The 23319-nt window shown below is 32.4% G+C and carries 19 protein-coding genes, 2 tRNA genes and 1 other annotated feature; of the genes, 1 reads left to right on the top strand and 20 read right to left on the bottom strand.

Features of this window, described 5'->3' with window-relative positions; translation table 11 throughout:
- Positions 1–12: 12 nt before the first annotated feature.
- From ACCQ40_RS07030 to nadE, 5 genes are all read right to left on the bottom strand, one after another.
- Positions 13–1275 carry a dicarboxylate/amino acid:cation symporter gene (locus ACCQ40_RS07030; RefSeq protein ID WP_410033176.1) on the bottom strand — a complete coding sequence of 421 codons (1263 nt, stop codon included), beginning with the start codon at positions 1273–1275 and terminating at the stop codon, positions 13–15.
- A complete protein-coding gene (locus ACCQ40_RS07025) occupies positions 1262–2122 on the bottom strand; it encodes an SDR family oxidoreductase (RefSeq protein WP_410033175.1) in 861 nt (286 codons plus the stop codon). The genes ACCQ40_RS07030 and ACCQ40_RS07025 overlap by 14 nt, the downstream gene beginning before the upstream one ends.
- Positions 2123–2631: 509 nt before the next feature.
- Positions 2632–2705 (bottom strand) — tRNA-Arg (locus ACCQ40_RS07020).
- A complete protein-coding gene (locus tag ACCQ40_RS07015; protein ID WP_410033174.1) occupies positions 2691–3491 on the bottom strand; it encodes a metallophosphoesterase in 801 nt (266 codons plus the stop codon). Before ACCQ40_RS07015 ends, ACCQ40_RS07020 begins: the two co-directional genes overlap by 15 nt.
- Positions 3481–5292: an NAD(+) synthase gene (nadE, locus tag ACCQ40_RS07010; RefSeq protein ID WP_410033173.1), complete on the bottom strand. Its 1812-nt coding sequence runs from the start codon at positions 5290–5292 to the stop codon at positions 3481–3483. Before nadE ends, ACCQ40_RS07015 begins: the two co-directional genes overlap by 11 nt.
- A gap of 151 nt (positions 5293–5443) precedes the next feature.
- Between nadE and ACCQ40_RS07005 the strand changes: the two genes are divergently transcribed.
- The gene (locus ACCQ40_RS07005; RefSeq protein WP_410033172.1) at positions 5444–6667 is read left to right on the top strand and encodes an FprA family A-type flavoprotein; all 1224 of its coding nucleotides are present in this window, start codon (positions 5444–5446) and stop codon (positions 6665–6667) included.
- A 39-nt stretch (positions 6668–6706) separates the two neighbouring features.
- Here ACCQ40_RS07005 and ACCQ40_RS07000 read toward each other — a convergent pair whose 3' ends face one another.
- The 15 genes from ACCQ40_RS07000 to ACCQ40_RS06930 form a co-directional block, all read right to left on the bottom strand.
- Positions 6707–8074 carry an aldehyde dehydrogenase family protein gene (locus ACCQ40_RS07000; RefSeq protein ID WP_410033171.1) on the bottom strand — a complete coding sequence of 456 codons (1368 nt, stop codon included), beginning with the start codon at positions 8072–8074 and terminating at the stop codon, positions 6707–6709.
- 96 nt (positions 8075–8170) lie between these two features.
- Complete coding sequence (locus ACCQ40_RS06995) at positions 8171–8623, bottom strand: redoxin domain-containing protein (RefSeq protein WP_394011240.1); 453 nt, start codon at positions 8621–8623, stop codon at positions 8171–8173.
- Between the two features lie 46 nt (positions 8624–8669).
- Positions 8670–9866 (bottom strand): amidohydrolase, encoded by a 1197-nt coding sequence (locus ACCQ40_RS06990; RefSeq protein ID WP_410033170.1) that lies wholly within the window; start codon positions 9864–9866, stop codon positions 8670–8672.
- Positions 9867–10024: 158 nt separating this feature from the next.
- Positions 10025–10396, bottom strand: coding sequence for a RidA family protein (locus tag ACCQ40_RS06985; RefSeq protein WP_394011238.1), 372 nt, complete (start codon positions 10394–10396; stop codon positions 10025–10027).
- A 76-nt stretch (positions 10397–10472) separates the two neighbouring features.
- Positions 10473–11477, bottom strand: a complete 1005-nt coding sequence (locus ACCQ40_RS06980; protein ID WP_410033169.1) for a M15 family metallopeptidase — start codon at positions 11475–11477, stop codon at positions 10473–10475.
- A 235-nt stretch (positions 11478–11712) separates the two neighbouring features.
- Positions 11713–13908, bottom strand: a complete 2196-nt coding sequence (locus ACCQ40_RS06975) for an RNA degradosome polyphosphate kinase (protein WP_394011236.1) — start codon at positions 13906–13908, stop codon at positions 11713–11715.
- A gap of 8 nt (positions 13909–13916) precedes the next feature.
- Complete coding sequence (locus ACCQ40_RS06970) at positions 13917–14822, bottom strand: Ppx/GppA phosphatase family protein (RefSeq protein ID WP_394018711.1); 906 nt, start codon at positions 14820–14822, stop codon at positions 13917–13919.
- Between the two features lies 1 nt (position 14823).
- Positions 14824–15573 (bottom strand): glutamate racemase, encoded by a 750-nt coding sequence (gene murI / locus ACCQ40_RS06965; protein WP_394011234.1) that lies wholly within the window; start codon positions 15571–15573, stop codon positions 14824–14826.
- Positions 15570–16400 (bottom strand): 4-(cytidine 5'-diphospho)-2-C-methyl-D-erythritol kinase, encoded by an 831-nt coding sequence (ispE, locus tag ACCQ40_RS06960; protein ID WP_410033168.1) that lies wholly within the window; start codon positions 16398–16400, stop codon positions 15570–15572. The genes murI and ispE overlap by 4 nt, the downstream gene beginning before the upstream one ends.
- A 95-nt stretch (positions 16401–16495) precedes the next feature.
- A tRNA-Leu gene (locus tag ACCQ40_RS06955) sits at positions 16496–16585 on the bottom strand.
- A gap of 57 nt (positions 16586–16642) precedes the next feature.
- The gene (locus ACCQ40_RS06950) at positions 16643–17368 is read right to left on the bottom strand and encodes an amino acid ABC transporter ATP-binding protein (RefSeq protein WP_410033167.1); all 726 of its coding nucleotides are present in this window, start codon (positions 17366–17368) and stop codon (positions 16643–16645) included.
- Complete coding sequence (locus ACCQ40_RS06945) at positions 17361–18836, bottom strand: ABC transporter substrate-binding protein/permease (protein WP_410033166.1); 1476 nt, start codon at positions 18834–18836, stop codon at positions 17361–17363. Before ACCQ40_RS06945 ends, ACCQ40_RS06950 begins: the two co-directional genes overlap by 8 nt.
- Before the next feature lie 21 nt (positions 18837–18857).
- Complete coding sequence (gene argH, locus ACCQ40_RS06940) at positions 18858–20228, bottom strand: argininosuccinate lyase (protein ID WP_410033165.1); 1371 nt, start codon at positions 20226–20228, stop codon at positions 18858–18860.
- Between the two features lies 1 nt (position 20229).
- Positions 20230–21471: an argininosuccinate synthase gene (locus ACCQ40_RS06935; RefSeq protein WP_394018723.1), complete on the bottom strand. Its 1242-nt coding sequence runs from the start codon at positions 21469–21471 to the stop codon at positions 20230–20232.
- Between the two features lie 74 nt (positions 21472–21545).
- Positions 21546–21776, bottom strand: a binding site (T-box leader).
- A gap of 167 nt (positions 21777–21943) precedes the next feature.
- Positions 21944–23104 carry an ABC transporter substrate-binding protein gene (locus ACCQ40_RS06930; protein WP_394018725.1) on the bottom strand — a complete coding sequence of 387 codons (1161 nt, stop codon included), beginning with the start codon at positions 23102–23104 and terminating at the stop codon, positions 21944–21946.
- Between the last annotated feature and the right edge of the window lie 215 nt (positions 23105–23319).

Genomic DNA, 23319 nt, shown 5'->3' with positions numbered 1-23319 from the left:
ACAGCTTTTATTTTATTCTCTATTAAATTTTTCTTTATTAAAGGCTCCTACTGAGTTTGCCACTATCATTGTTCCTGCAGCATCTCCTGTTAGATTTACTGTTGTTCTTGCCATATCTAGGATTCTATCTATACCCATAATAATTGCTATTCCCTCTACTGGAAGTCCTACTGATTCTAGAACCATTGATAAGGTAATAAGCCCAACTGATGGGATACCAGCTGTACCTACTGATGCAATTGTTGCAGTAAGGATTACAGTCATAAAATCAGATGCAGTTAAATCTATACCATAAGCATTTGCAATAAAGATTACTGCTACCCCTTGCATGATTGCAGTACCATCCATATTTATGGTTGCACCTAAAGGAATAGTAAATGATGATATTTTTTTATCTACACCCATATCATCTAGAGTTTGAATATGGATTGGAACTGTTGCTGATGATGAAGCAGTTGAAAATCCAAAGGTCATAACTGGAGCAAATTTTTTAAGAAACTTAAATGGATTTACCCTTACAAATATTACTATCAAAAGCATATAAACAATTAATAGTTGGACTGCAAGACTACCTAGTACAGCTCCCATATATGAAAGCATCGAAATAATAGCATCATAACCAAGACTTGAAAAAGTTCTAGTGATTAAGAAAAATACACCAATTGGTGCAAGTTTCATAACCCACATAGTCATACCCATCATAAGGTCATTCATTTCTGTAACTATATTTCCTAAAGTTATTAGCCTATCTTCCATAGTAGCTATTAAAAGACCTACTAAAACTGCAAATATAATTATTTGAATCATATTTCCAGTAGCCAAGGCTTCTATAGGGTTAGTTGGGATAAAGTCTAGAATAGTATCTGATAATGATATATCAGTATCGACAGATTCAAAACTTTGATCTCCAAGACTCATATTCATTCCCTTACCTGGGCCTATTACACTTGCAAGGCTTAGGGCAATAAATATGGCAAGAGCTGTTGTAAACATATAAAATATTACAATTCTTATACCAATTTTTCCTAAAGTTTCTGTATCTCCAAGGTTCCTACAACCATCTGCAATTGAAAAAAATACTAGAGGTACAACCAGCATTTGCATCAATCTTATAAATAGCTGGCCTATGGTATAAAATATACCATCAATTAAAATATCATTTTTAAGGTGCGAATCGGGCACAAAAGAGTGCAAGACTATTCCAAAAATAAGACCTAGAATAAGACCTACAAATATCTTTTTGGATTGGGACATCTTTCCTTTATTTTTTTCCATTCAATCCCTCTCTTTCTATATATGCGTGTAAGCTATCTTTCCAATTTGGAATCATTTCTCTACTAGTTAATTTTACAATATAATCATCTATAGCAAAGAACCCAGGCCTAATACCCATCCCTAAGTCATCCGGTATCTGATTAATCTTTGCATCAATTCCAGTACAAGCTAGTATTTCACTTGCAAAATCATGCATAGAAGTAAAACCATCAGCAGAAGCATGGTAGGTACCAAAGGAATTTGTTTCGATAAGTTTGATAATAAATTGGGCTAAGTCATAGGCTGATGTAGGTGACATATATAAGTCTTTAGCAACCTTTACCTCACCTGTCTTAGCTTGTTTTATAATATTTTCTACAAATTGATTTTCTCTAGAATAAAGTCTACTTACTCTAACTATAAAGTGATAGTTAGAAAATGTTCTGACATAATTTTCACCTTCTAGATTACTTTTTCCATAAATAGTTTGAGGATTTACCTTATCAAATTCTGTGTAAGGCTTATCAGTATTTCCATCAAAAACATCAGCAGTAGATAATTGAACAAGTTTTGCCATATACTTATTAGATGCTATGGCTATATTTCTAGCTCCAATAGCATTTAGTAAATATGCATCATCAGGATTTGCCTCACACTTATCCCTATTTGATAATCCAGAACAATTTATAATAGTATGAGGTCTAATACGTCCTACAAATTGACTTACCTCTGCTTGATTTGTAATATCTACCTCATGCTCATCAGTAGCTATGATTTCCGCATCTAATGGATCTAGAAGTCTTAGCATGGATGAACCAAGCCTACCTGAAGATCCTGATATCCAAATTTTCTCACGTGCAATTCTCATAATTTCTCCTTAATAAAAAATTTCATATATAATCTTGTTAGTTAATTATATATGAATTATATCAAAAAATATGGGTTTTATCATCTTTGGGTGTTGTTTTGTGGGTGAATTTTGCCATTTAGATTTAATTCTTAAACTTATAAAGCTTGTGTAGGTTTGCTGACAAAGTTGATAAATCAACTTTGAAACGCCACGACATCTGACCTTCCATCAATTAAGCTACGCTGAATTGGGATAGGTCCTCGGCGATTTTATAACTTGAGGGTTTTCGTACGGGCTTTTAGTTTTTTTAATCTTCAGATTGCTATGTTTATAATTATAATATTTTACTAACTTCTTGTCCTCGTCGCTTTGCTCCTGCGGTAATTTCGCGCTTGTAGAGCGCGACTCCTCCTGAAGCCGGAGAGGCTTGTAATCGGCTTGCTGTCAAAGTTGATAAATCAACTTTGAAACGCCGCGACATCTGACCTTCCATCAATTCAGCTACGCTAAATTGGGATAGGTCATTATGGCATGCCAGGAGAGAATCGAACTCCCATCTTAGGCTTCGGACACCTTTGTTTTACCACTAAACTACTGGCACAAGAGTGATATTACTATACTGGATTTGATCTAAAAATCTTAGGGGTAAGAATGTATTTCCTAGTCCACTATCTACATAGATGGTTGAGTTTTTATATAGAAAGGCTCCCATATCAAAGTCTGGTAAAACTCCTTCTCCCGGGGCTAATAGACCTCCTACTATTGGCATTCTTACTTGGCCTCCGTGGGTGTGGCCTGAGAAAATAAAGTCTTCATCTCCCCTATAATTATCTCTTACATTTTTAGAAAAATGGCTTAAAATAATATTTACGCTTTCTTTGCTTGGCTTATAATTTTCATATGAAAAGCTAAACATACTTGTTCCATATAGGTAAATTTTATTGTCATTTACATTTAAAAGCTCACCCTCATTTTTAAGGTATTTTATGCCTAGTTTGTCTATTTCTTTTAAAAAAACATCTAGATTTGGGCCAGCTTCTTCATGATTTCCTGTAATATAATAGGTCGATTTATTTAAAGTAGATAATTTTTTTAGAAAATAAACTGACCTTTCTATTTTACTTACTGTCCCATAATCAATTATATCTCCAGTTAAAATAATAAAATCTGGATTGAAATTTTTAATATTTATAAGGAGCTCATCCAAATTTTTTATGGCATTTGAATGAAAATCACTAATTTGGGTGATTTTAATAGGGCTTTGTAATTTTTCACTTGCCAAAGTTATTTTTTCTTCCTTGGCTACAAAACATTGCTTGTTTATATATAGACCCAGGGCTAGGGCTGATGTCGTAAGCCCTAGGGCAATTTTCGTTTTATTTTTCATTTAAGTTTTCTAAATATCCTTCACTTCTCATATCACTTGGAATTTTAAATCCTGCTCGTGGGCTAAATGACCTTCCTGTTATATTTGGACCATCTACTGCAGTCGAGCGTTTAAATTGACTTGCTGTAAATCTTTTAAAATATGAAATCAACCATTTTTTGATAGTTTTTTTGTCATACTTATCCTCAAAGGCAGAGATTGCATCTTCCAATATTTCATCCGCTGGCAGATGATAGGTCAAATGTTCGTAGATAAAAAAGTCTATCAATTCGTATGGCCCTATGATGTCTTCTGTTTTTTGACTAATTTCTTTTTTATCTTCACTTATTAGTTCTGGAGATATTGGTGTATCAAGTATATCATTAAGAACTGCTTTTAGTTTTAAATTTTCAGTAGTCTCTGCTATAGCTCCTACTACATAACGAATTTCTGTTTTTGTAAGACTTGCATTTAGTGAATAATTACTCATCTGATCCCCATTAAAGGTTGCAAATCCTTGCATGGACTCAGATAAATCTCCTGTACCTATCACAATCCCATTATGCATATTTGCTAAATCAAATAATATTTGCGTACGCTCACGAGCTTGGGCATTTTCATATGCAGTATCCGGGGTAAGTCCATCATGGCCGATGTCTCTTAAGTGGATTTTTACAGCTTCTGTAATATTTATTTCTTTTAATTCTAAGCCCAAGGCCTCACAAAGTAAATAAGCATTGGATTTTGTTCTATCACTTGTACCAAAGGCTGGCATTGTATAGCAATTTATTCCTGATAAATCATAACCTGCTTTTTTATAAGCATGGACTAAAAATAAAAGGGCCATAGTTGAGTCAAGGCCACCAGATACTCCTAAAAATACACTTTTAACACCAATTTTTTGCATACGAGTTAAAAGTGCGCTTGCTCCTATATCAAGGACATCTCTTACATAAGCATCCCTCTGTTCATATATAGGCAAATATGGGAATTTTTCCCTAGTTATATTTTCACCAAACTTATCAAAGTGTAGTAGCTCTTGATCAGTATATAGCCTATATCTGTTTACATAATCTATCTGATCATTGCAAATAACTTTTTCTATTCGACCATCCTCAGCTATTATATTTAAGCCGTTATATACAAAGTCTGTTGAGCTTTCTCCTCTGCCTTGAGAAGTATAGACGTAGGTTACATCTTTTGATAAAAATCTTACTCTATTTAAAATTTCTTCTTCATTTAAAGCCATTTTTACCTCTGCCGTTGGATTTAAAATAATTTGCGGGCAATTAGCTATATCAGACTTATAAGTTAAGCTTCTTGGTATACCCATCATCTCATCTTCGCCAATGCTTACTGCTATATTTAATTGGCTGATACTTGTTGATGATGGATTTACCTCACACCAGTCATCTAAAAACTGTATAACCTCTCCGTCTGGCATATCACTAGCAAATACATTTTTTTCTATTATAGATAGGTTTTTTTTGGTACATAAATCTACTAAATATCCATCCATTATTAAAGCTATGGCATTATAAATTTTTCTATTGTATTGTAAAGGAAAACCAACAGAAAATAAAATATTATATCCTTTTGAAAACTCCTTTAATTCAAGGATAGCGTCCTCACATAATAAAGCTATATCTTTATATCCATCATAAAGACTAGCTCCTGTAAGGGATAACTCAGGTAAGGATAATATACTTACACCGTCATCATATGCACTTTTCACCAAATCTTTTATAATTTCTTTATTTTTATTAATATCTCCAAGAGATACTTTAAAGTTTGTAGATCTAATTTTTAAATTTTTTCTCATAATCCACCTCTTAAATGTATTTTACCACAAATCAACTTTTCTATTTACAATTCTTTTTCCTAGGTAATTTTAATTATTTTTTCACAAATTATTTTATTTATAATCCTAAGAGTTGTATAATAATAATTGAGATATGTATTTAGGAGGAAAAATGCAAAATATTAGACAAATCCTTGATGGTATTTACTATGTAGGAGTAAATGATAGAAGAATTGATAGATTTGAAAATATGTTCCCAGTTGAAAATGGTGTTTCATATTCTTCATATGTTATAAAAGATGAAAAAAACGCTTTAGTAGATAGTGTGGAGTCTGCATTTACTAGACAATATTTAGAAAATATTGAAGCTGCTCTAGATGGTGAAGACCTTGATTATATAATTGTTCATCACATGGAGCCAGACCACTGCAGAAACATTGATTTTTGTATGAGAAAATGGCCAAATGCAAAACTAGTTGGTAATGCAAAAACTTTCCAATTTTACGAACAATTTTATAATGAGGAATTTAAAGATAGATACTATGAGATAAAAGAAGGCGATGAACTAAATCTAGGTAATCACAACCTTAAATTTGTATTTGCACCAATGGTTCACTGGCCAGAAGTAATGATGTCATATGATACAAACAATCAAATTTTATTCTCAGCAGATGCCTTTGGATCATTTAATGCTATTGAAGGACACTTAAGAGCAGAAAATGTAATCCACAAAGGTGACTGGTTAGACCAAGCTCGTAGATACTATATAAATATAGTAGGTAAATATGGTAAACAAGTACAAGCGGTATTTAGCAAAGTAGCTGACCTTGAAATTAAAGCTATCCTTCCGCTACACGGACCAGTATATGATGATCAAGAATCAATTGGTTTTATCATGAACAAATACAACAAATGGTCAACATACACACCAGAAGAAAAAGGTATCGTAATTGTTTATTCAACCATGTATGGTGATACAGAACAAGCTGCAGATATCCTTGCAAAAGAACTTGCAGAACTAGGTGTCACAGAAGACATTAGAATTTTCGATGTATCTGGTTGGGATCCATCATATGTAATTGCAGCTTGCCATAAATACAGCAATGCAGTATTTGCACCAATTAACTACAATGCAGGCCTATACTACAGAATGGAAGCATTTTTACAAGAACTTGCTGGTACAGGCTACCAAGATAGACACATCTCATTCTTAAATAACTGGTCATGGGGTGGTAACAGTCTTAAAATTTCTAAAGAAATCTTAGAAGCTGGTAACCACACCTATGTTGGAGAAGATGTATTAATCAACTCATCAGTTAAAGATGAACAAGTAGCACAATTAAAAGAACTAGCAAAAGCTATTAAAGAAGACTTAGATAGTCAAGAAGAATATTAAAAAAAATTTAAGGAGCCATTAAGGCTCCTTTTTTATTAGTTATTTTAATTTTTTTAGTAAATTTAATGCTCCATTATCATATGGAGGATATTTCAATTTCATTTCAAAACTAGAATTTGCTTCCATAATTGATTTTTGATTAGAGAAATTTTTAAAACCATAGTACCCATGGTAGCCACCTTGACCACTATAACCTACTCCACCAAATTGTAGGTAAGGGTTTGAGACCATCATTAGAGTGTCATTTACCATACCATTCCCAAATTCCATATTATACATTACTTTTTCTTTTATTCTCTCATCTTCAGTAAATAAGTAAAAAGCCAGTGGTTTTGGTAAAGTTTTTACCTTGTATAAAACTTCGTTTAGATTTGTATAGGTAATAATTGGGAAAATTGGCCCAAATATTTCTTCATCCATAAGCTTATTAGAAAAATCAACTCCATCTACAATAGTAGGTGCTAGTCTTAAGTTTTCCCTATTATATTCTCCACCGTGGATAATATTTTGATTTTCTAGTAGCTTTATTAAACCATCTAGGTGGTCTTTATTAATAATACTTGGATAATCATGGCAATTTATTGGGTCTGGCCCATAAAAATCTAATAAGGCTTTTTCCAATTCTTTAACAAAGCTATCCTTTACTGCTGCATGTACTAAAATATAGTCTGGTGATACGCAAGTTTGACCAGCATTTACAGTATTGCCCCATGCAATAGATCTTGCAGCAAGACTGAGGTTTGCGTCCTTTTCCACAACTGCTGGAGACTTACCTCCTAGCTCTAAGGTAACCTTTGATAAATTTTTGCTAGCAGTTTCCATGATGGTTTTTCCTACTTTTGACCCACCTGTATAGAAGATGTGATCATAGTTATAGGATAAAAGCTCATCATGGCTTACCTTATCATTATCTACAACGTGGATATATTTTTCATCAAAGTTTGCATTTAAAAGCTCCCTTAATAGGCTTGAAGTATGTTTTGATTTTCTACTTGGTTTTAAAATCATAGTATTTCCAGCAGCCATAGCCCCTATTATTGGGTCAATTGCTAGTAAAAATGGATAGTTCCATGGAGAAATTATTAAAGTAACTCCCATAGGTTCAAAAAGTGTATAAGATTTGCCTGGCATGGCCGTAATAGGAGTTTTTTCTGCTATCGGTCTCATCCACTCTTCTAAGTTATCCATGGCAATTTTTATTTCTTCATAGGCCATAGTAAGTTCTGTTGCATAGGCCTCAAAGTTTGATTTACCTAAGTCTTTGGCAAGGGCCATTAATATATTATCTTCAAATCTCACTAGCAAATCTTTTAATTTCTGTAAATTTGCCAGTCTAAATTCTAGGGTTTTAGTTTCTCCTGAATAATAATATTCTCTTTGGAGATCTACAATACGTCCTAAATCCATTATCTGCTCCTTAATCTGCTTTTTCTTTTTATATTTTTACCCTCAATTGGATAAAAAATAAAACCTCCTAGTTTAACTAGAAGGCTTATAATTTTATTATAAGTTTTCGATTACTTCTTCGATATCAGGTAGTTCAGATGGTTCATAAACTTTTACCCATTTTACATTACCTTCTTCATCGATTATTACATTTGCTCTTTGGCTTGCTCCATTTTCTTCATTAAATAGGCCATAAGCTTTTGTTACTTCTCCATATGGGAAAAAGTCTGATGCTATTTTTACATCTTCTATGCAAAGAATATCAGCCCATTTTTGTTTAGCTGGGAATGGATCAATTGAAAGACCTATTACTACTGTATCACCTTTTTCTTGAATTCTGTCATAGTTTCTTTCTAAACTTCTCATTTGATCTGTACAAACAGATGTAAATGCAAGTGGGTGCCAAGAAAGAATAACTTTTTTACCCTTAAGGTCAGATAAATTAATATCATTTTTATATTGATCTTTTAGTGAAAATTCTGGTGCTTTTTCATTAACTTTAATAGTCATTATTTACTCCTTTAAATTTCTAGTTCGATATATTATATATACCCAATTAATTAGCATTTAAAAATTCATTGGCAAATTTAACCATAGCAGTTGCCCCTAGAGAAATAGATTCCTCATCTATATCAAAGTATTCATTATGGTGCTCAGCCCCAGATCCTACTTCTGGATTTTTTGTACCGACAAAGGCAAAAACTGTCGGGCAAAGATTAGCATAACCTGCAAAAGTTTCTGAAGCAAACCAGGTCATATCTTTATAAAGACTTCCCGGCATAAGGTCATTTATAGAATCTTGGGCAATTCTTGCTAGACTTTCATCGTTTATAACTGGTTCATTGTCATGTCTTATATCATTAGCTATAAACTCACATTCATGGGCTTCGGCTGTTAAGCTTCCAACTTTTTTTACAAGTTCAAGTGCCTTTTTACCTTCATCAGTATCAAAATATCTAAGGGTACCAGCAACCCTTACCTCATCTGGAATAACATTTGCAATTTTTCCACCATTTATAAGCCCAAGTCCTAGGGTTACTGTTTTTCTAACATCAACACGATTTACCCAGGCACTAGATAGTCCATTTATAATATTTGTTGCTGCAAAAATAGGACTTATGGATAAGTCTGGTCTAGATCCATGGCCACCCTTACCACGTACGGTAAAATCAACAATACCATTACCAGCCATAACTGGCCCACCATCTACGGCAATTTTGCCAGTTGGTAAAAATGCTGCCAGATGTTCTCCATAAACTGCATCTAAGTTCTCTTTTTTAAGGGCATCAACCATCTTATCAATACCACATCCGGTTTCTTCACCCTCTTCGTAGATAAAAATAATTTTTCCTCTAAGATTATCCTTATGAGCTACTAATACTTTCATTGCTCCAAGTAAAGTTGCCATGTGTCCATCATGACCACAAGCATGAAATACTCCATCTACATTTGATTTGCAAAGTCTAATTGATTTTTGATTTGACTCTTTTTCTACTATTGGTAAAGCATCTATATCAGTACGTAGACCTAAAGTTTTACCAGGTTTTCCTGTGTCTAGGATAGCATAAAATCCTGTACCCTCTACTTCTACTAGAGGTAAATTTAATTTTTTAACTTCATCTTTTAAAAAATTACTAGTTTTAAACTCTTTTCCAGATAACTCTGGATTTTCGTGCAAATATCTTCTGGTTGCTACTAGATATTCTTCTAAGTTCTCAATATCTTTTAATATACTTTCATTTGAAATACTCATCTTATCTCCTGTTCATTGGTCTAGTTAACTCAGTAAAATTTATAAAAAATTTACCAAATTTAATTTAAATTAAATTTTATAGACCTATAGATTTACTTTACTCTGATAAGATAAAAAAACGACAATGGATTTCATTGCCGTTTGTTAGTTTAAAATTATTATAATGAAGCGATTGCTTCTATTTCTACTGCTGCTCCTAGTGGTAGGGCTGCTACTTGTATAGCAGATCTTGCTGGTTTATGGTCGCTAAAAAATTCTTTGTAAACTTCATTAACTGCTGCAAAATCATTGATGTCTGCTAAAAAAACTGTGCATTTAATAACTTTATCAAGTGATGAACCAGCTTCTTCTAAAATAGCTTTAATGTTATTTAAAGATTGTCTAGCTGCAGCTGAAATTTCTGTAACTAATTCTCCTGTTTCAGGATTTAGTGGAATTTGACCAGATGTAAATACAAATTCTTCTGTACCAATTGCTTGTACATATGGTCCTACTGCTGCTGGAGCTTTGTCTGTGTGAAATGATTTCATAAATATTTCTCCTTAAATTTTTAAATGTTTTATATTACATTTATATAACAAATTTACGAATAATTCAAGCAAATATCTAATTAATCTTTAAGTATTCCTCTAAGGTTAAATCATTTTCATAGATATTTTTTGCATTTTCTACACCTACAAATCTAAAGTGCCAAGCCTCTGCTTTATGGCCAGTTTTATTTTCCTTACCCTTTGGATATCTTTCAATAAAACCGTATTTATAAGCATTTTCGGCTAACCATTGATAACTTGCTGTTTTTTCAAATTTATCGTTATATTTGCTACCCTCTGTAAAAAAGTCAAAGGCAGATCCTAGTTGGTGTTCATTTGTTCCAGGAGCTGAGCTATCTGGCTCACCTACCTCATGCATTTTCTTCTCTAAATCATATCCTCTATAGTCAGATGCTATTTTTACATCTAGGTTTTCTCTTTGCATGTCTTGGCGCATAGTTTCAAAAGCACGTCTAGCGGTTTTATCTACTCCCGGATCAAAGTCTTCTGGCAGAGGATAATTTTCACTCACATAAGCTAGTCCATTTACAACTTTTATTTGCTTATCTTCATCTAATTTTGCTAGGCCAAATTTGTTTACATAATAATAAGTATCATCTATCTTTACCTTAGAAAATCCATTTTCTGTGCCGAAATATGGAACATAGGTTCCTTTTTCTATGTATTTTTCTGTCTTAGAATAATCATTTGGAAATTGGTAGGCATACTGAGTTTGGGCACAGATAACATATTCTTTTAAATCTTCTGAATATTTGTCATCTTCTAGGGCCTTGCTTTTATCAATATCAGCCTCTTTAAAACCCACATCAGTTGCAACATGAACTTTGTTATTTACTTCTTCTACTGTCTCTTCTTCTAATTCTTCAAAGTTTCCTGCTGCCTGCCTAATTTCACTTGGTCTTGCAATTTCAAACTCGTTGTCATTACCAGTAAAACCAAAGTGGTAAAGTGAACCTACTAGTACTAGACTTAATCCCGCTGTTGTAAATATCTTTTTGTTTCTTGCTTTTCTTTTTCGTGCTTGTTTTCTCTTTTTTTCTCTGATACCTTTGTTAGACATATAAAGTTCCTATTCATTTATTTCAATATTATAGTAAGTATATTTATTTAAGTATGGTCTGTGGGAAATCACTTTTATAAAATGTATCTCAATTTTATATATAGTGACTATTTACCTATTTATTAACATTATAGCACGAGTTTAGTTATTTTAATAGGGGTAAAAACGCTTTATTTGCATAAATAAGAAAAAAATCGACTATAAAAGTCGATTTTTTTTTAATTTTTGTCAATATTTATTTTTTTCTAAAGATATCTGCTATTCTTTGAAAATAGTTTTTCTCGCTCTTAAGCTTTTTTCTTTCTTCACTTACTTCAATTTTTTCATGTCTTCTATTTCTTTTTGCAACCTTTTCTACCGCCCTTGTTTCCTCAGCTTCAAGACTTCTTTTTTGTGCTTGACTTGCTAGAATATCTTGGGCATCAATATTATTGATATTTTGAACTTTAGTATATTGGCCATTTGCTAATAGTTTTCTAATTTTTACATCATCTGAAAACATTAGGTCCATAAATTCAATTATGCGATTTTTGATATCTTGGTCAAATATTGGAATAGCTACTTCCATCCTATGTCTAATATTTCTTGTCATAAAGTCTGCAGAAGAAATATATACTTTAGCATCTTCACCCTTACCAAATTGGTAAACTCTATGGTGTTCTAAGAATCTACCTACAACTGAATATATTTCAATATTTTCAGTACGGTCTTTAACACCTGGTAAGATACAAGTGATACCTCTAACTAACATTTCTATTTTTACACCAGCATTAGATGCTTCTGATAATTTATCTATCAAAATCCTATCTGAAATTGAGTTTAGTTTTAATCTTATATAACCATTTCCACCATTTTTTTGGATTTTGATTTGCTCATCTATTAATTTATCTAGGCCTTCTTGCATGGATTTTGGACTAACCATAAGGTTTTTATATTCTCCATCAAGGTTACCTAGCATAACATTATCAAATAAATCTTTGGCATCTAAGCCTATGGCACCATTAGATGTCATTAGAGAAAAATCTGTATAAAGCTTAGCTGTTTTTTCGTTATAGTTTCCTGTCGCTACTTGAGTTATATAGTTTATATTTTCTTGGTGGTCAACTCTTGTTATTAAACAAATTTTTGAGTGAGTCTTGTAATCATCAAAACCATAAAGGATTTTACATCCTGCATCCTCAAGTTTGGAGGACCACAAAATGTTATTATCTTCGTCAAATCTTGCGCGAAGTTCCATTAAAACTATAACATCTTTGCCATTTTCGCTAGCTTTTATTAAAGCTTTTGCTATTTTACTATCATGGGCTATTCTATAAAGAGTAATTTTTATAGAAACTACTGTATCATCTTCTGCTGCTTCTTCTAAAAGTCTTATAACCGGATCCATTGACTCGTAAGGAAATGATAAAAATATATCCTTATCATTTATTTGATCTAGCATTTTTCTATTTGGGTCAACCATAGCTGAAGGTTGAGGTGCAAATGGTTTATAAGTGTGGTTTGCAATAAGATTTTCTGGTAAATCTTCTACAAGTCCAAATAAAAATCCTGCTTGCATTAAAGATTTAGTTACAAAGATGCTTTTTTTATCTAAATCAAATTGAGTGCTTAAAAAGTCTAATGCACTATCTGATAAATCTGTATCGACTTCTAGCCTTACTGGATGCAGTCTTTTTCTTTTCTTAAGCTTACCTTTCATATAATCTCTAAAGTCTTGGTCTATATCATAATCGTCATCGTCATATGATATATCGGTATTTCTTGTTAGAGAAATGGTGTATTTATTTACTACTTCATATCCTTCAAAAACTTGGTAGCCAAATTCTTTTATAATATCTTCTATAAATACAAAGCTTGTATCATTTATTTTTAAATATCTTTTTACTTTATCTGGAACTTGGATTAGACCAATATTTTTACTTTCCTCATCCTTATGCCCTATAAGAGAGAATAGTACTGATAAGGCAAGGTTAGGTAGTCTTGGGAATGGGTGCACCCTATCTACTACCTGAAAATTTAATATCGGCTCAATTTTTGTATTAAAATAAAATTCTACTGATTTTCTATCTTTTTCGTTTAGTTCAGAAACTTTAAGCAAATTTATACCATTTACTTTAAGCTCATCTACTATTTGTCCGTAAACTTGGTCTTTCTGCTTGTATAAATCAACACAATCTGATAATATTGCATCAAGTTGCTCATCACTTGTCATACCAGACTTACTATCAACTGGTTTTTTCTTTAGATTCTTAAAGTCAGTTAAACTTCCCACTCTAACCATAAAAAATTCTTCTAGGTTAGTATCAAATATTGAGAAAAATTTAATTCGCTCTAAAACTGGTACATCTCTGTCATTAGCTTCTTCAAGGACTCTTTGGTCAAACTTTAGCCAAGAAAGTTCTCTATTCTGCGTAAAAGATATATCTTTCATTTTATTTTTTATTTCCTTCCTAGTAATTTATTATATACATACCCTTCTCTTACACCTGTCTGACTTATACTTATTTTTTCACAATAAAAATATTTAGTCAAACGATTTAATATTACCATACCAGGAAGTAAGGTGTGGACCCTATCAGGTTTTACCGCTAAGATAGCATCTAAGATATCTCTTGGCTCTCTATCTATAACTTCTTTTACCATATCATTTAATTTGCTTGCTTGCATTACTGTATTATAAGAAGGCTCATCATAATATTCATTATAAAATTTCATTGTCGCACGGGCAGTACCACCTACTGCACACAAAAGATTGTGTTCTTCCCTGTACATTTTATTTGATTCTAGTAAATTTTTCACTTCACTATCTATATCTTTTTTCTCATCTTTACTTACAAATAGACCATCAACGTAGTCATTGAAGGCAGAAAGAGAACCTATAGAAAGCGAAGTTGATTTTATAACTTTATTTTGATCAATAATTACAACTTCAGAAGATCCTCCACCTATATCTGTTAAAATACCGCGAGATACTTCTACAGAAGAGCTTGCTCCTATGAATGCAAGTTTGGCTTCTTCCTCTCCACTAATAATTTCAATATCTAAGCCAACTTCATTTTTTACTCTATCTAAGATTTCACTTCTATTGGCTGCATCACGGATAGTTGCTGTGGCAAATGGGTGAAGCTCGTCTATATCTTCAAAATTATCTACAACTGCCTTAAACTTTTTAAGGGTGCTTACTAATCTATCTATCCCTTTTTCTGATAGAACTCCATCTTTTATATAGGTTTTTAAAGAAGCTTGTTCCTTTTCATTAAATAAATTAGTAACTTTATCCCCATGTATTTTATAAACTGAAAGTCTAACAGTATTTGATCCTATATCTATTACTGCATAAATCATTTTAAATCTCCTTTAGCATAAGCTTGTAGTCACAAGCTAAGATTTTATCAATTATTTGCTTATTTTTTTCATTTACTTCTGACATAAAAATATTTACAGAAGTTTCATCATCTTCTTTAAAGTTAAGTTTGCTAGAAATATTAACCGCAGGATTGATAATATTTGCCTTATACGCAAGGTTTCTTTCTATTTCATTTTTTATTATCGGATAGTGAGTGCAACCTAGAATAATATTTGGAATATGATTTTTATTAGCTATTTTTAAATATTCTTCTAAACTTTCCTCAAGTTTTTTTCCTGATATTACTCCATCTTCAATTAGTGAAACTAAATTTGGAGCTGCAACTTCATGTACAAAAGCTTCAGAATTTTTTTCTATATTTTTTTTATAAAAATGACTGTTAACAGTCGTTTGTGTTGCCAAAACCAAAAAGTCACCCTTAAAAGTTAAGGCATCTTCCAAACCCGATTCAGTTATTGGATAAAAGGGTTTTTTATATTTTTCTTTTAAATAATCAGTAGCAAGGGTAGAAATCGTATTACAAGCTATGATGTATTGGTCTATGTTATAGTTTTCTAAAAACTTAACTATCTGGTCAGAAAAATCTATTATTTTGCTATTGGAAAGATTACCATAAGGAGCTCTTAGGCTATCTCCAAAATAAAAGTAATTTGCTTTTTTATCCTTTACAAGCTCTTTTAAAACTGTAAGCCCACCTAGACCAGAATCAAATACACCAATATTTGTCATATTAATTCCACCTTCCTTACAAATTCATATTTTTGACTCATTTTTATATAAGCGTTGCTAAGCGACTGATTATTCATAAAAATTCCAAATATAGATGCTCCACTCCCGCTAATAAGGCTTAGCTCAGCCCCATAATTTATTAATTCACTTTTTATATCTAGCAAATGAGGATGTAAATCTATTACTACATTTTCCATAACATTTTCAAAGTAGGAAATGGCTGTTTGATCTCCATTTTTTAATTTTTTTACAATTAAACCATTTTCAACATGACCATAATCAGCAAGATTTTTATAAACTTCTGCCGATGAAATCTTTGTGCCATCATTTACTAAAAGTATTTTCATATCAAGATTGTTATTAAAAGGCTCTAAAATTTCTCCAATCCCCTTAGCTCTTGCAGAAGATTCTTCAAAGAAAAATGGAATATCTGCACCAAGCTTTAATCCAATTTTTTGCATATCTTTTCTAGATAAATTTAAATTCCAAAGTTCATTAAGCCCTTTTATCATCTCTGCTGCATCAGTTGATCCACCAGCAAGGCCTGCTGCAAGAGGAATATTTTTCTTTAAATAAACATCCACCCCTACTTTATTAGTTTTATCTTTTAATAATTTCCATGCTTTATAGATTAGATTATCTTCTAGGGGGCAAATGTCATTTAAATTTGAAGAATAGTTAAACTCTCCACTATCATTTGGCTTTATAGAAAGCTCATCAAATAAACCTATACGAGTCATTATAGTATCTATTTCGTGATACCCATCATCTCTTTTATATAGGCTATCCAAAGTTAAATTAATTTTTGCAAAACATTTTCTATTCATTTTAACCTCAGCTCTAATTATAACAAAATTTAGCAATTTTGAGCAAAAAAATAATATGCTTACTACCAGCATATTAATAAAAAAGTTATATATAATGGTGCAGGATAGAAGACTTGAACTTCCACGACCTAAAATCGGTCACAAGATCCTTAGTCTTGCGCGTCTGCCAATTCCGCCAATCCTGCGTAAATACTAAATTATGATACACCTAAAAATAAAAAAAGTCAAATAAGAGTTGCCTCTTAGATGACTTGTGATAAAAATTGTTTGCTTCTTTCATTTTTTGGATTAGCAAAAAATTCTTGAGGATTGCGACTTTCTTCTACAATGTGACCCTTATCCATAAAAACAACTCTATTTGCTACTTCACGCGCAAATCCCATTTCATGAGTTACAACAACCATGGTCATGCCTTCATCTGCAAGTTCTTGCATCATTTCCAAAACTCCCCCTACCATTTCTGGGTCCAGAGCGCTAGTTGGTTCATCAAAAAGCATAAGTTTTGGATTCATCATTAATGCTCTTGCGATAGCCACTCTTTGTTTTTGACCACCAGAAAGACTAACTGGATATACATTTTTCTTTTGGCTTAGACCAATTCTTTCAAGAAGTTTTATAGCCTTTTCGTTTGCTTCTTTTTTTGTCATCTTTCCCCTCATAACTGGAGCAAGGGTTAGATTTTCTATTATAGACATATTTGAAAATAGGTTAAAGTTTTGAAAAACCATACCCATTTCTTCTCTTAGTTTGTTGATGTCTACGCTTGCATCATTTATTTTTTTATCTTCAAAATATATTTCTCCACCATTGGGTTTTTCTAAAAGGTTTAGGCACCTTAAAAATGTTGATTTTCCCGATCCTGATGGGCCGATGATTGAAATTACATCATTTTTTTCAACATCAAGACTTACCTTATCAAGGACTTTTAAAGGACCAAATGATTTTTCTAAATTATTTACTTTAAGCATACAGGTACACCCTTTCTATTTTCTTAAATATTTGTTCTATCAATAAAACTATTAATAGATAAATGATAGCTGCTGAAAAATATGCAGTTGCAGCATCAAAGGTTTGACTAATTACAATTGATGCACCACGGGTTAAATCAGCTAGACCTATAAATCCTGCAATAGAAGTTTCTTTAAATAAGGTAATTACTTCATTACCCAAAGCTGGCAATGAATTTCTCAAAGCTTGGGGCATAGTAACTTTTTTCATAGTTTGAAAATTGCTAAGACCCAGACTTCTTGCAGCCTCTTTTTCTCCTTTAGCAACAGAATTAATCCCGCCCCTAAATAGCTCTGCCATGTAGGCCGATGAGTTTAGAGCAAATGAAATAATTGCAACTAACATTAGGTTATCTAAGTTTACTAAAATAACATTAAACATAATTAATAGCTGAATAGTTGATGGTGTACCACGGATAATTGATACAAAAAGAGTAAGTATTTTATCTAAAATATTTATAAGGACACTAAAAAATCCATTATTTTCATAAGCACTGTCTACATTTGCAGCTCTTACTAAGGCAATTAATAAACCCAATGCAAATGAAATAACTAAAGCACAAATAGTTACTATAATTGTAGTTTTTAGACCATCTAAAAGATATTTATACGCGCCATTGTCAATTATATTTGACTTAAATCTACCAATTAAACCAGTACTAGCCTCAGTATCTTCACTTTTTTGGTATTTTTCCATTATTTTATCAATTTCACCAGATTCTTTTAAGGCAGCTATGGCTTCATTCATATCTTCTAAAAGTTCTGGCTGATCTTTGCTGATTGCTATGGCATATTCTTCTTCAAGGTAAGGAGTTTCAATAATAGTCAAATCCTTATTTGCATTTACAAAATTCTCTGCAGAGTGCTTATCTAGGATAAAGGCATCTACTTTTTTATTTTGTAGGGAAAGGATGCCATCTGGTACTTTATTAAATGAATTTACATTTTCTTCACCAAAATCATCCTTGGCAATGGTATCTCCGATAGTTCCTAATTGAGTACCTATCCTTGCTCCATTGTTTAAATCATCTACTTTTTTAATTGCAGAATCCTTGCGAGTAATTACAACTTGGCTGGTTTTTGTAAATGAATCTGTAAAGTTTACTGATTTTTTACGTTCTTCTGTAACTGTAAAACCTGCTGCTCCCCCATCAATTTTTCCAGAACCAATACTTGCAATGATATTATTAAAGTCCATATCGTGAAGCTTAACTTCAACTCCCATGTGCTCACCAATTGCATGCAATATATCTGGATCGATTCCTACTATTTCATCGCCTTCATAATATTCATACGGTGGGAAATCAGCACTTGTTCCAAAGTCTATAACCCCATCTTCTAAAGTGTTAGTTGCTGCAAAAGTTTTGCCTGGTAAAAATAATACCAAGGCAAAAATAATTGCAAAAAGTTTTTTAAATTTATTTTTCATTACTACTCCATCTAATTTTTTCTATGATATTTTATCTAGGACAAAATTTATTTGTCTTTCTACTTCATCTTTGGCTGGACCACCAAGAGATGTTCTTTTATTGACACATTTTATTATATCAATTTCTTCATAAATGTCTGTTTCAAATAAGTCAGATTCTTTTTTATAAATTTCTAAATCAATCTCATCCAAAGACTTATCATTTTCCATTCCATATTTTACCAGTCTTGCAGAAATATGGTGGGCATCTCTAAAACTTACTCCCTTATTTACCAAATAATCTGCAACATCAGTGGCATTTAAAAATCCATTCTTACAAGCCTTTAACATTTTTTCTTTATTTGCTGTAAGAGTTGATATTTGCCCTGTCATAACTTCTAGGGATATTTTTATAGTATCTATGCTGTCAAAAATAGATTCCTTATCTTCCTGCATGTCTTTTGAATATGCAAGTGGTAAGCCCTTCATCATTACAAAGGATTGGTTCATATTTCCAATTAGCTTTGCAGACTTACTTCTAATTAGCTCTGCCATATCAGGATTTTTCTTTTGTGGCATTATAGAAGAACCAGTGGAAAATTTATCGTCTATTTTTAAAAAATGATAAGGCTGGGATGACCAGATTATTAATTCTTCTGAAAGTCTTGATAAATGAATTGCTATAATTGATAAAACTGACTGAAGTTCTAAAATATAATCCCTATCGCTTACCGCATCCATAGAGTTTTGCATAATAGATTCAAATCCTAATTCACTTGCAGTAAATTCCCTATCAATTGGATAAGTTGTCCCTGCTAGGGCACAAGCTCCTAGTGGAGATTCATTTATTCTTTTTTGAAAGTCTTTAAGTCTATCAAGATCACGCAGACCCATCATTGCATAGGCCATCAAATGGTGGGCAAAGGTTACTGGTTGGGCTGCTTGTAAGTGAGTGTAGCCTGGCATGATTGTTTGTGTATTTTTCTTTGCTTGCTCACATAAGGCATTTATATATTTTTTTAATAAATCAACTATTTCTTCACTTTCATCTCTTAGATTAAGTTTTAAATCAGTTGTTACTTGATCATTTCTTGACCTTGCAGTGTGCATTTTTTTACCAAGATCGCCTATTTCTTCAATTAAGGATGCTTCTACAAAAGTGTGGATATCTTCACTAGTTAAATCTATAGTAAGTTTCTCATCTATAAGTTTTTGGCCAATGGTATGAAGGCCATCTATAATTTGGTCTGCTTCATCGGCTGCTAAGATTTTTGTTTTTTTAAGCATTTTTACATGGGCTATAGATCCTTTTATATCATCAAAAACTAATCTCTGGTCTATTTTGATTGATGAATTAAATTCTTCAGCAAATTTGTCTAGGTCACCTGATAGCATGCCACTCCAAAGTTTCATCTTAATTTACTCCACTTTCTTTTACTGCTTGTGCATACATCTTTGTGCTAAGGCCAAATAAGTTTATAAAACCTGTTGCATCTGATTGATCATATACATCATCTTCTTCAAAGGTCGCATATTCTTCTGAATATAAAGAATTTGTTGCATATATACCTGCTGGTTGCATAGATCCCTTATAAAGTTTTACTTTTACTGTTCCACTTACATTTTCTTGAGTTTTTTCTATAAAGTTATCCATAGCTTCTTTTAAAGGTGTCATCCATTTCCCAGCATAAACTAAATTAGCATAGTCTAAAGCCATTTTTTGCTTATATTGGAGGGCATCTGGATGTACTGTAACTGTTTCTAGTTTCTCGTGGGCAAAGTATAAAACACTTGCTGCTGGGTTTTCATAAACCCCCCTGGATTTCATCCCTACCATCCTACTTTCAACTATATCATCCACACCGATACCGTGCTTACCAGCTAACTCATTTAATTTTTTAACTAGGTCTGAACCCTTTAGGTTTTCCCTATTTAAAGCTACAGGTTTACCTTTTTCAAATTCTATTTCAATAATTTCTGCTTTATCAATAGCTTTTTCTGCGGGAGTTACCCATTTAAGAATTTTTTCTAAATTTGCAGGATTTGCAGGGTCTTCTAAATCTAGACCTTCATGGGATAGGTGCCAAATATTTTCATCCATGGAGTAATCCTCATCTTTTTCTACTTTTAGAGGGATTCCATGCTCTTTTGCATAGGCTTCTTCTTCGCTACGGCCTTTGATATCCCAAATTCTCCATGGTGCTATAACTTTTATTTCTGGAGCAAGGGCCATAATTGAAAGTTCAAAACGAATTTGGTCGTTTCCCTTACCAGTACAACCGTGGACAATTACTTCTGCATCTTCTTTTTTAGCTACATCTACTAAAACTTTTGAAATAAGTGGGCGAGCAATGGCTGTTCCTAGTAAATATATATTTTCATATTTTGCGCCAGCTTTTAATGATTTAAAGGCATAGTCTTCTATAAATTCATCTTCTACATTTACATTATAAAATTTGCTAGCTCCAGATGATAAGGCTTTTTCTTCTAGGGCTTTTGGATTTTCTACTTGACCTAGGTCAACTGATACACAAATGACTTCTTTTACGCCATGTTCTCTAAGCCATGTCACCATTACAGATGTATCTAGGCCACCAGAATAGGCTAATACTACTTTATTTGCTTCTTTTAATACTTCGTACTCGTTTTTTATCATAACTTTCTCCTTTTTTTATTTTTAAAATATAGTCATTTGTGTATTTTCTTGGCAATAAAAAAAGCTTTCATCCCAAAAGGGACGAAAGCTCGTGATACCACCCATATTTATTTATTTCTCGCAAAATAAACCTCATCAAGTACAAATAATACTCTAACTCTATAACGGGAGTTCCCGAATAAATCTCCTTGTATCGACTTATTAGCTCAGAGGTTCTTTTCTTTACCTAACCACTTATCCCCTCTCACCATCTAGGATTCGCTTGAAGCTTTTTAGATAAATACTCTTCTCTTCAACACATTTTTAAGACTAATATTCTAATTAGTGATATTCTATCTTATTATATTTACTTTGTCAAATCTTTTTTAAATTTGGCTCTTATTTTATAATTTGCTATATTAGTAATCTACTAAAATTCCCAGCAAGTTTAAATAGGTTTTGGTAGGCATTTTACTTTAAATGATCAGCATTTTTATTTGATGTCGCTATCTTTTAGACCTAGGCTATTCCAGTATTTTGAAATAAATTCTTCTTTACTTATTTGGGAATCAATTATTCCAAGTTTTGTATAATCTTCTATTACTGTCTCTAAAGTTTTTTCTGTATCTTCTAAGGATACTGCCCAGTTGTATGATTCCATCATTTCTACAGCTGTATCAAAGTCCCCGTCTGCCCAGTTATTATCAAATAATATTTGGGTAGCTTCTTCTACATTATTTTCTATCCATTTTTGAGTTTCTAGGACTGCTTCATTGTAAAGTTTTGCCATTTGTGGATTTTCTTTTACAAAATCACCATTTAGGGCATTTATACAGCAAGCTTCATTCTTGAAATCTTCATCAAATGATAAAGATCTGATTCTTTTAATTGTTCCATTTTCTATAAATTGGCTTGCATACTCATCTGATAAGATAGCCCCTCCAAGTTCACCGCTTTCTAGCGCTTGAATTATAGCAGCATTATCTACTTGCCTATATTTTACATCATCTACATCAATTCCATCGTTGTTAAAGAATCTAATAGCTATATTATGGTCTGCACTACCAATTGCTCCTGGAAATCCTACTATTTTGTTTTTAAGTCCCTCAGTATCATTTATTTCGCCATTATCTAATACATATAAAGACTTACAACCTGTGTGAGCTCCAGATGCAAATACTGCATTTACTCCATTAATTGTAGGAGGAACAAATTTTGCAATATGGCCAATTGTGGCATCGGCTGTGTGGGTACCTATTGAGTCAACATCACTTTTTACATTTATAAACTCAACTTCTAGGCCTCTTTTTTCAAATTCTCCACGTACATCTGCAATTCCTGGAGCACCTGTACATAGACCACCATTGTAGGCAACTTTTATAGGCTTGCCATAGTGAGGCTCATCTTCTATTTTGCCAGTAGTTTCTACATTATTATCTTCATTTTCGTTATCTTTTGCATCTTTGCCTGTTTCTTCTTCAACTGTTTCTGGGTCTTTTTCATTTACATTTTCGCCTGAAGTATCAGTTTTAGGATCACCTGCTGGCATTTCTGCTTGGCTATTTTCTGGTTTTGTTTCTTGGTTATCATTTACACATGCTGTAAAAGATAAAGCCATGGCTAATGTTAGGGCTACTTTTTTAAAATTGTTCATTATTTTCTCCTATTTATGTATAAATTCTAGTTTTTTGCATAAAAAAACCTGTAAAAAGTTTTACAGGGATGTCTCTTTTATATAATTAATCTTTTAAGTTTTTTACTTATAGATTAGCTAAAAAAGAGCGCACTTTCCCCATTCGAAAGCAAACTTTCTCTATCAGTCCAAAGTGTGTACTAAGGATAATCCTATCTTTAGACAATCTATATAGT

The organism is Anaerococcus cruorum, assembly GCF_046365495.1.
Lineage (GTDB): Bacteria > Bacillota > Clostridia > Tissierellales > Peptoniphilaceae > Anaerococcus > Anaerococcus cruorum.
The sequence above is the reverse complement of the archived record's forward strand: the minus strand, read 5'-3'. Positions and strand labels throughout refer to the sequence as shown.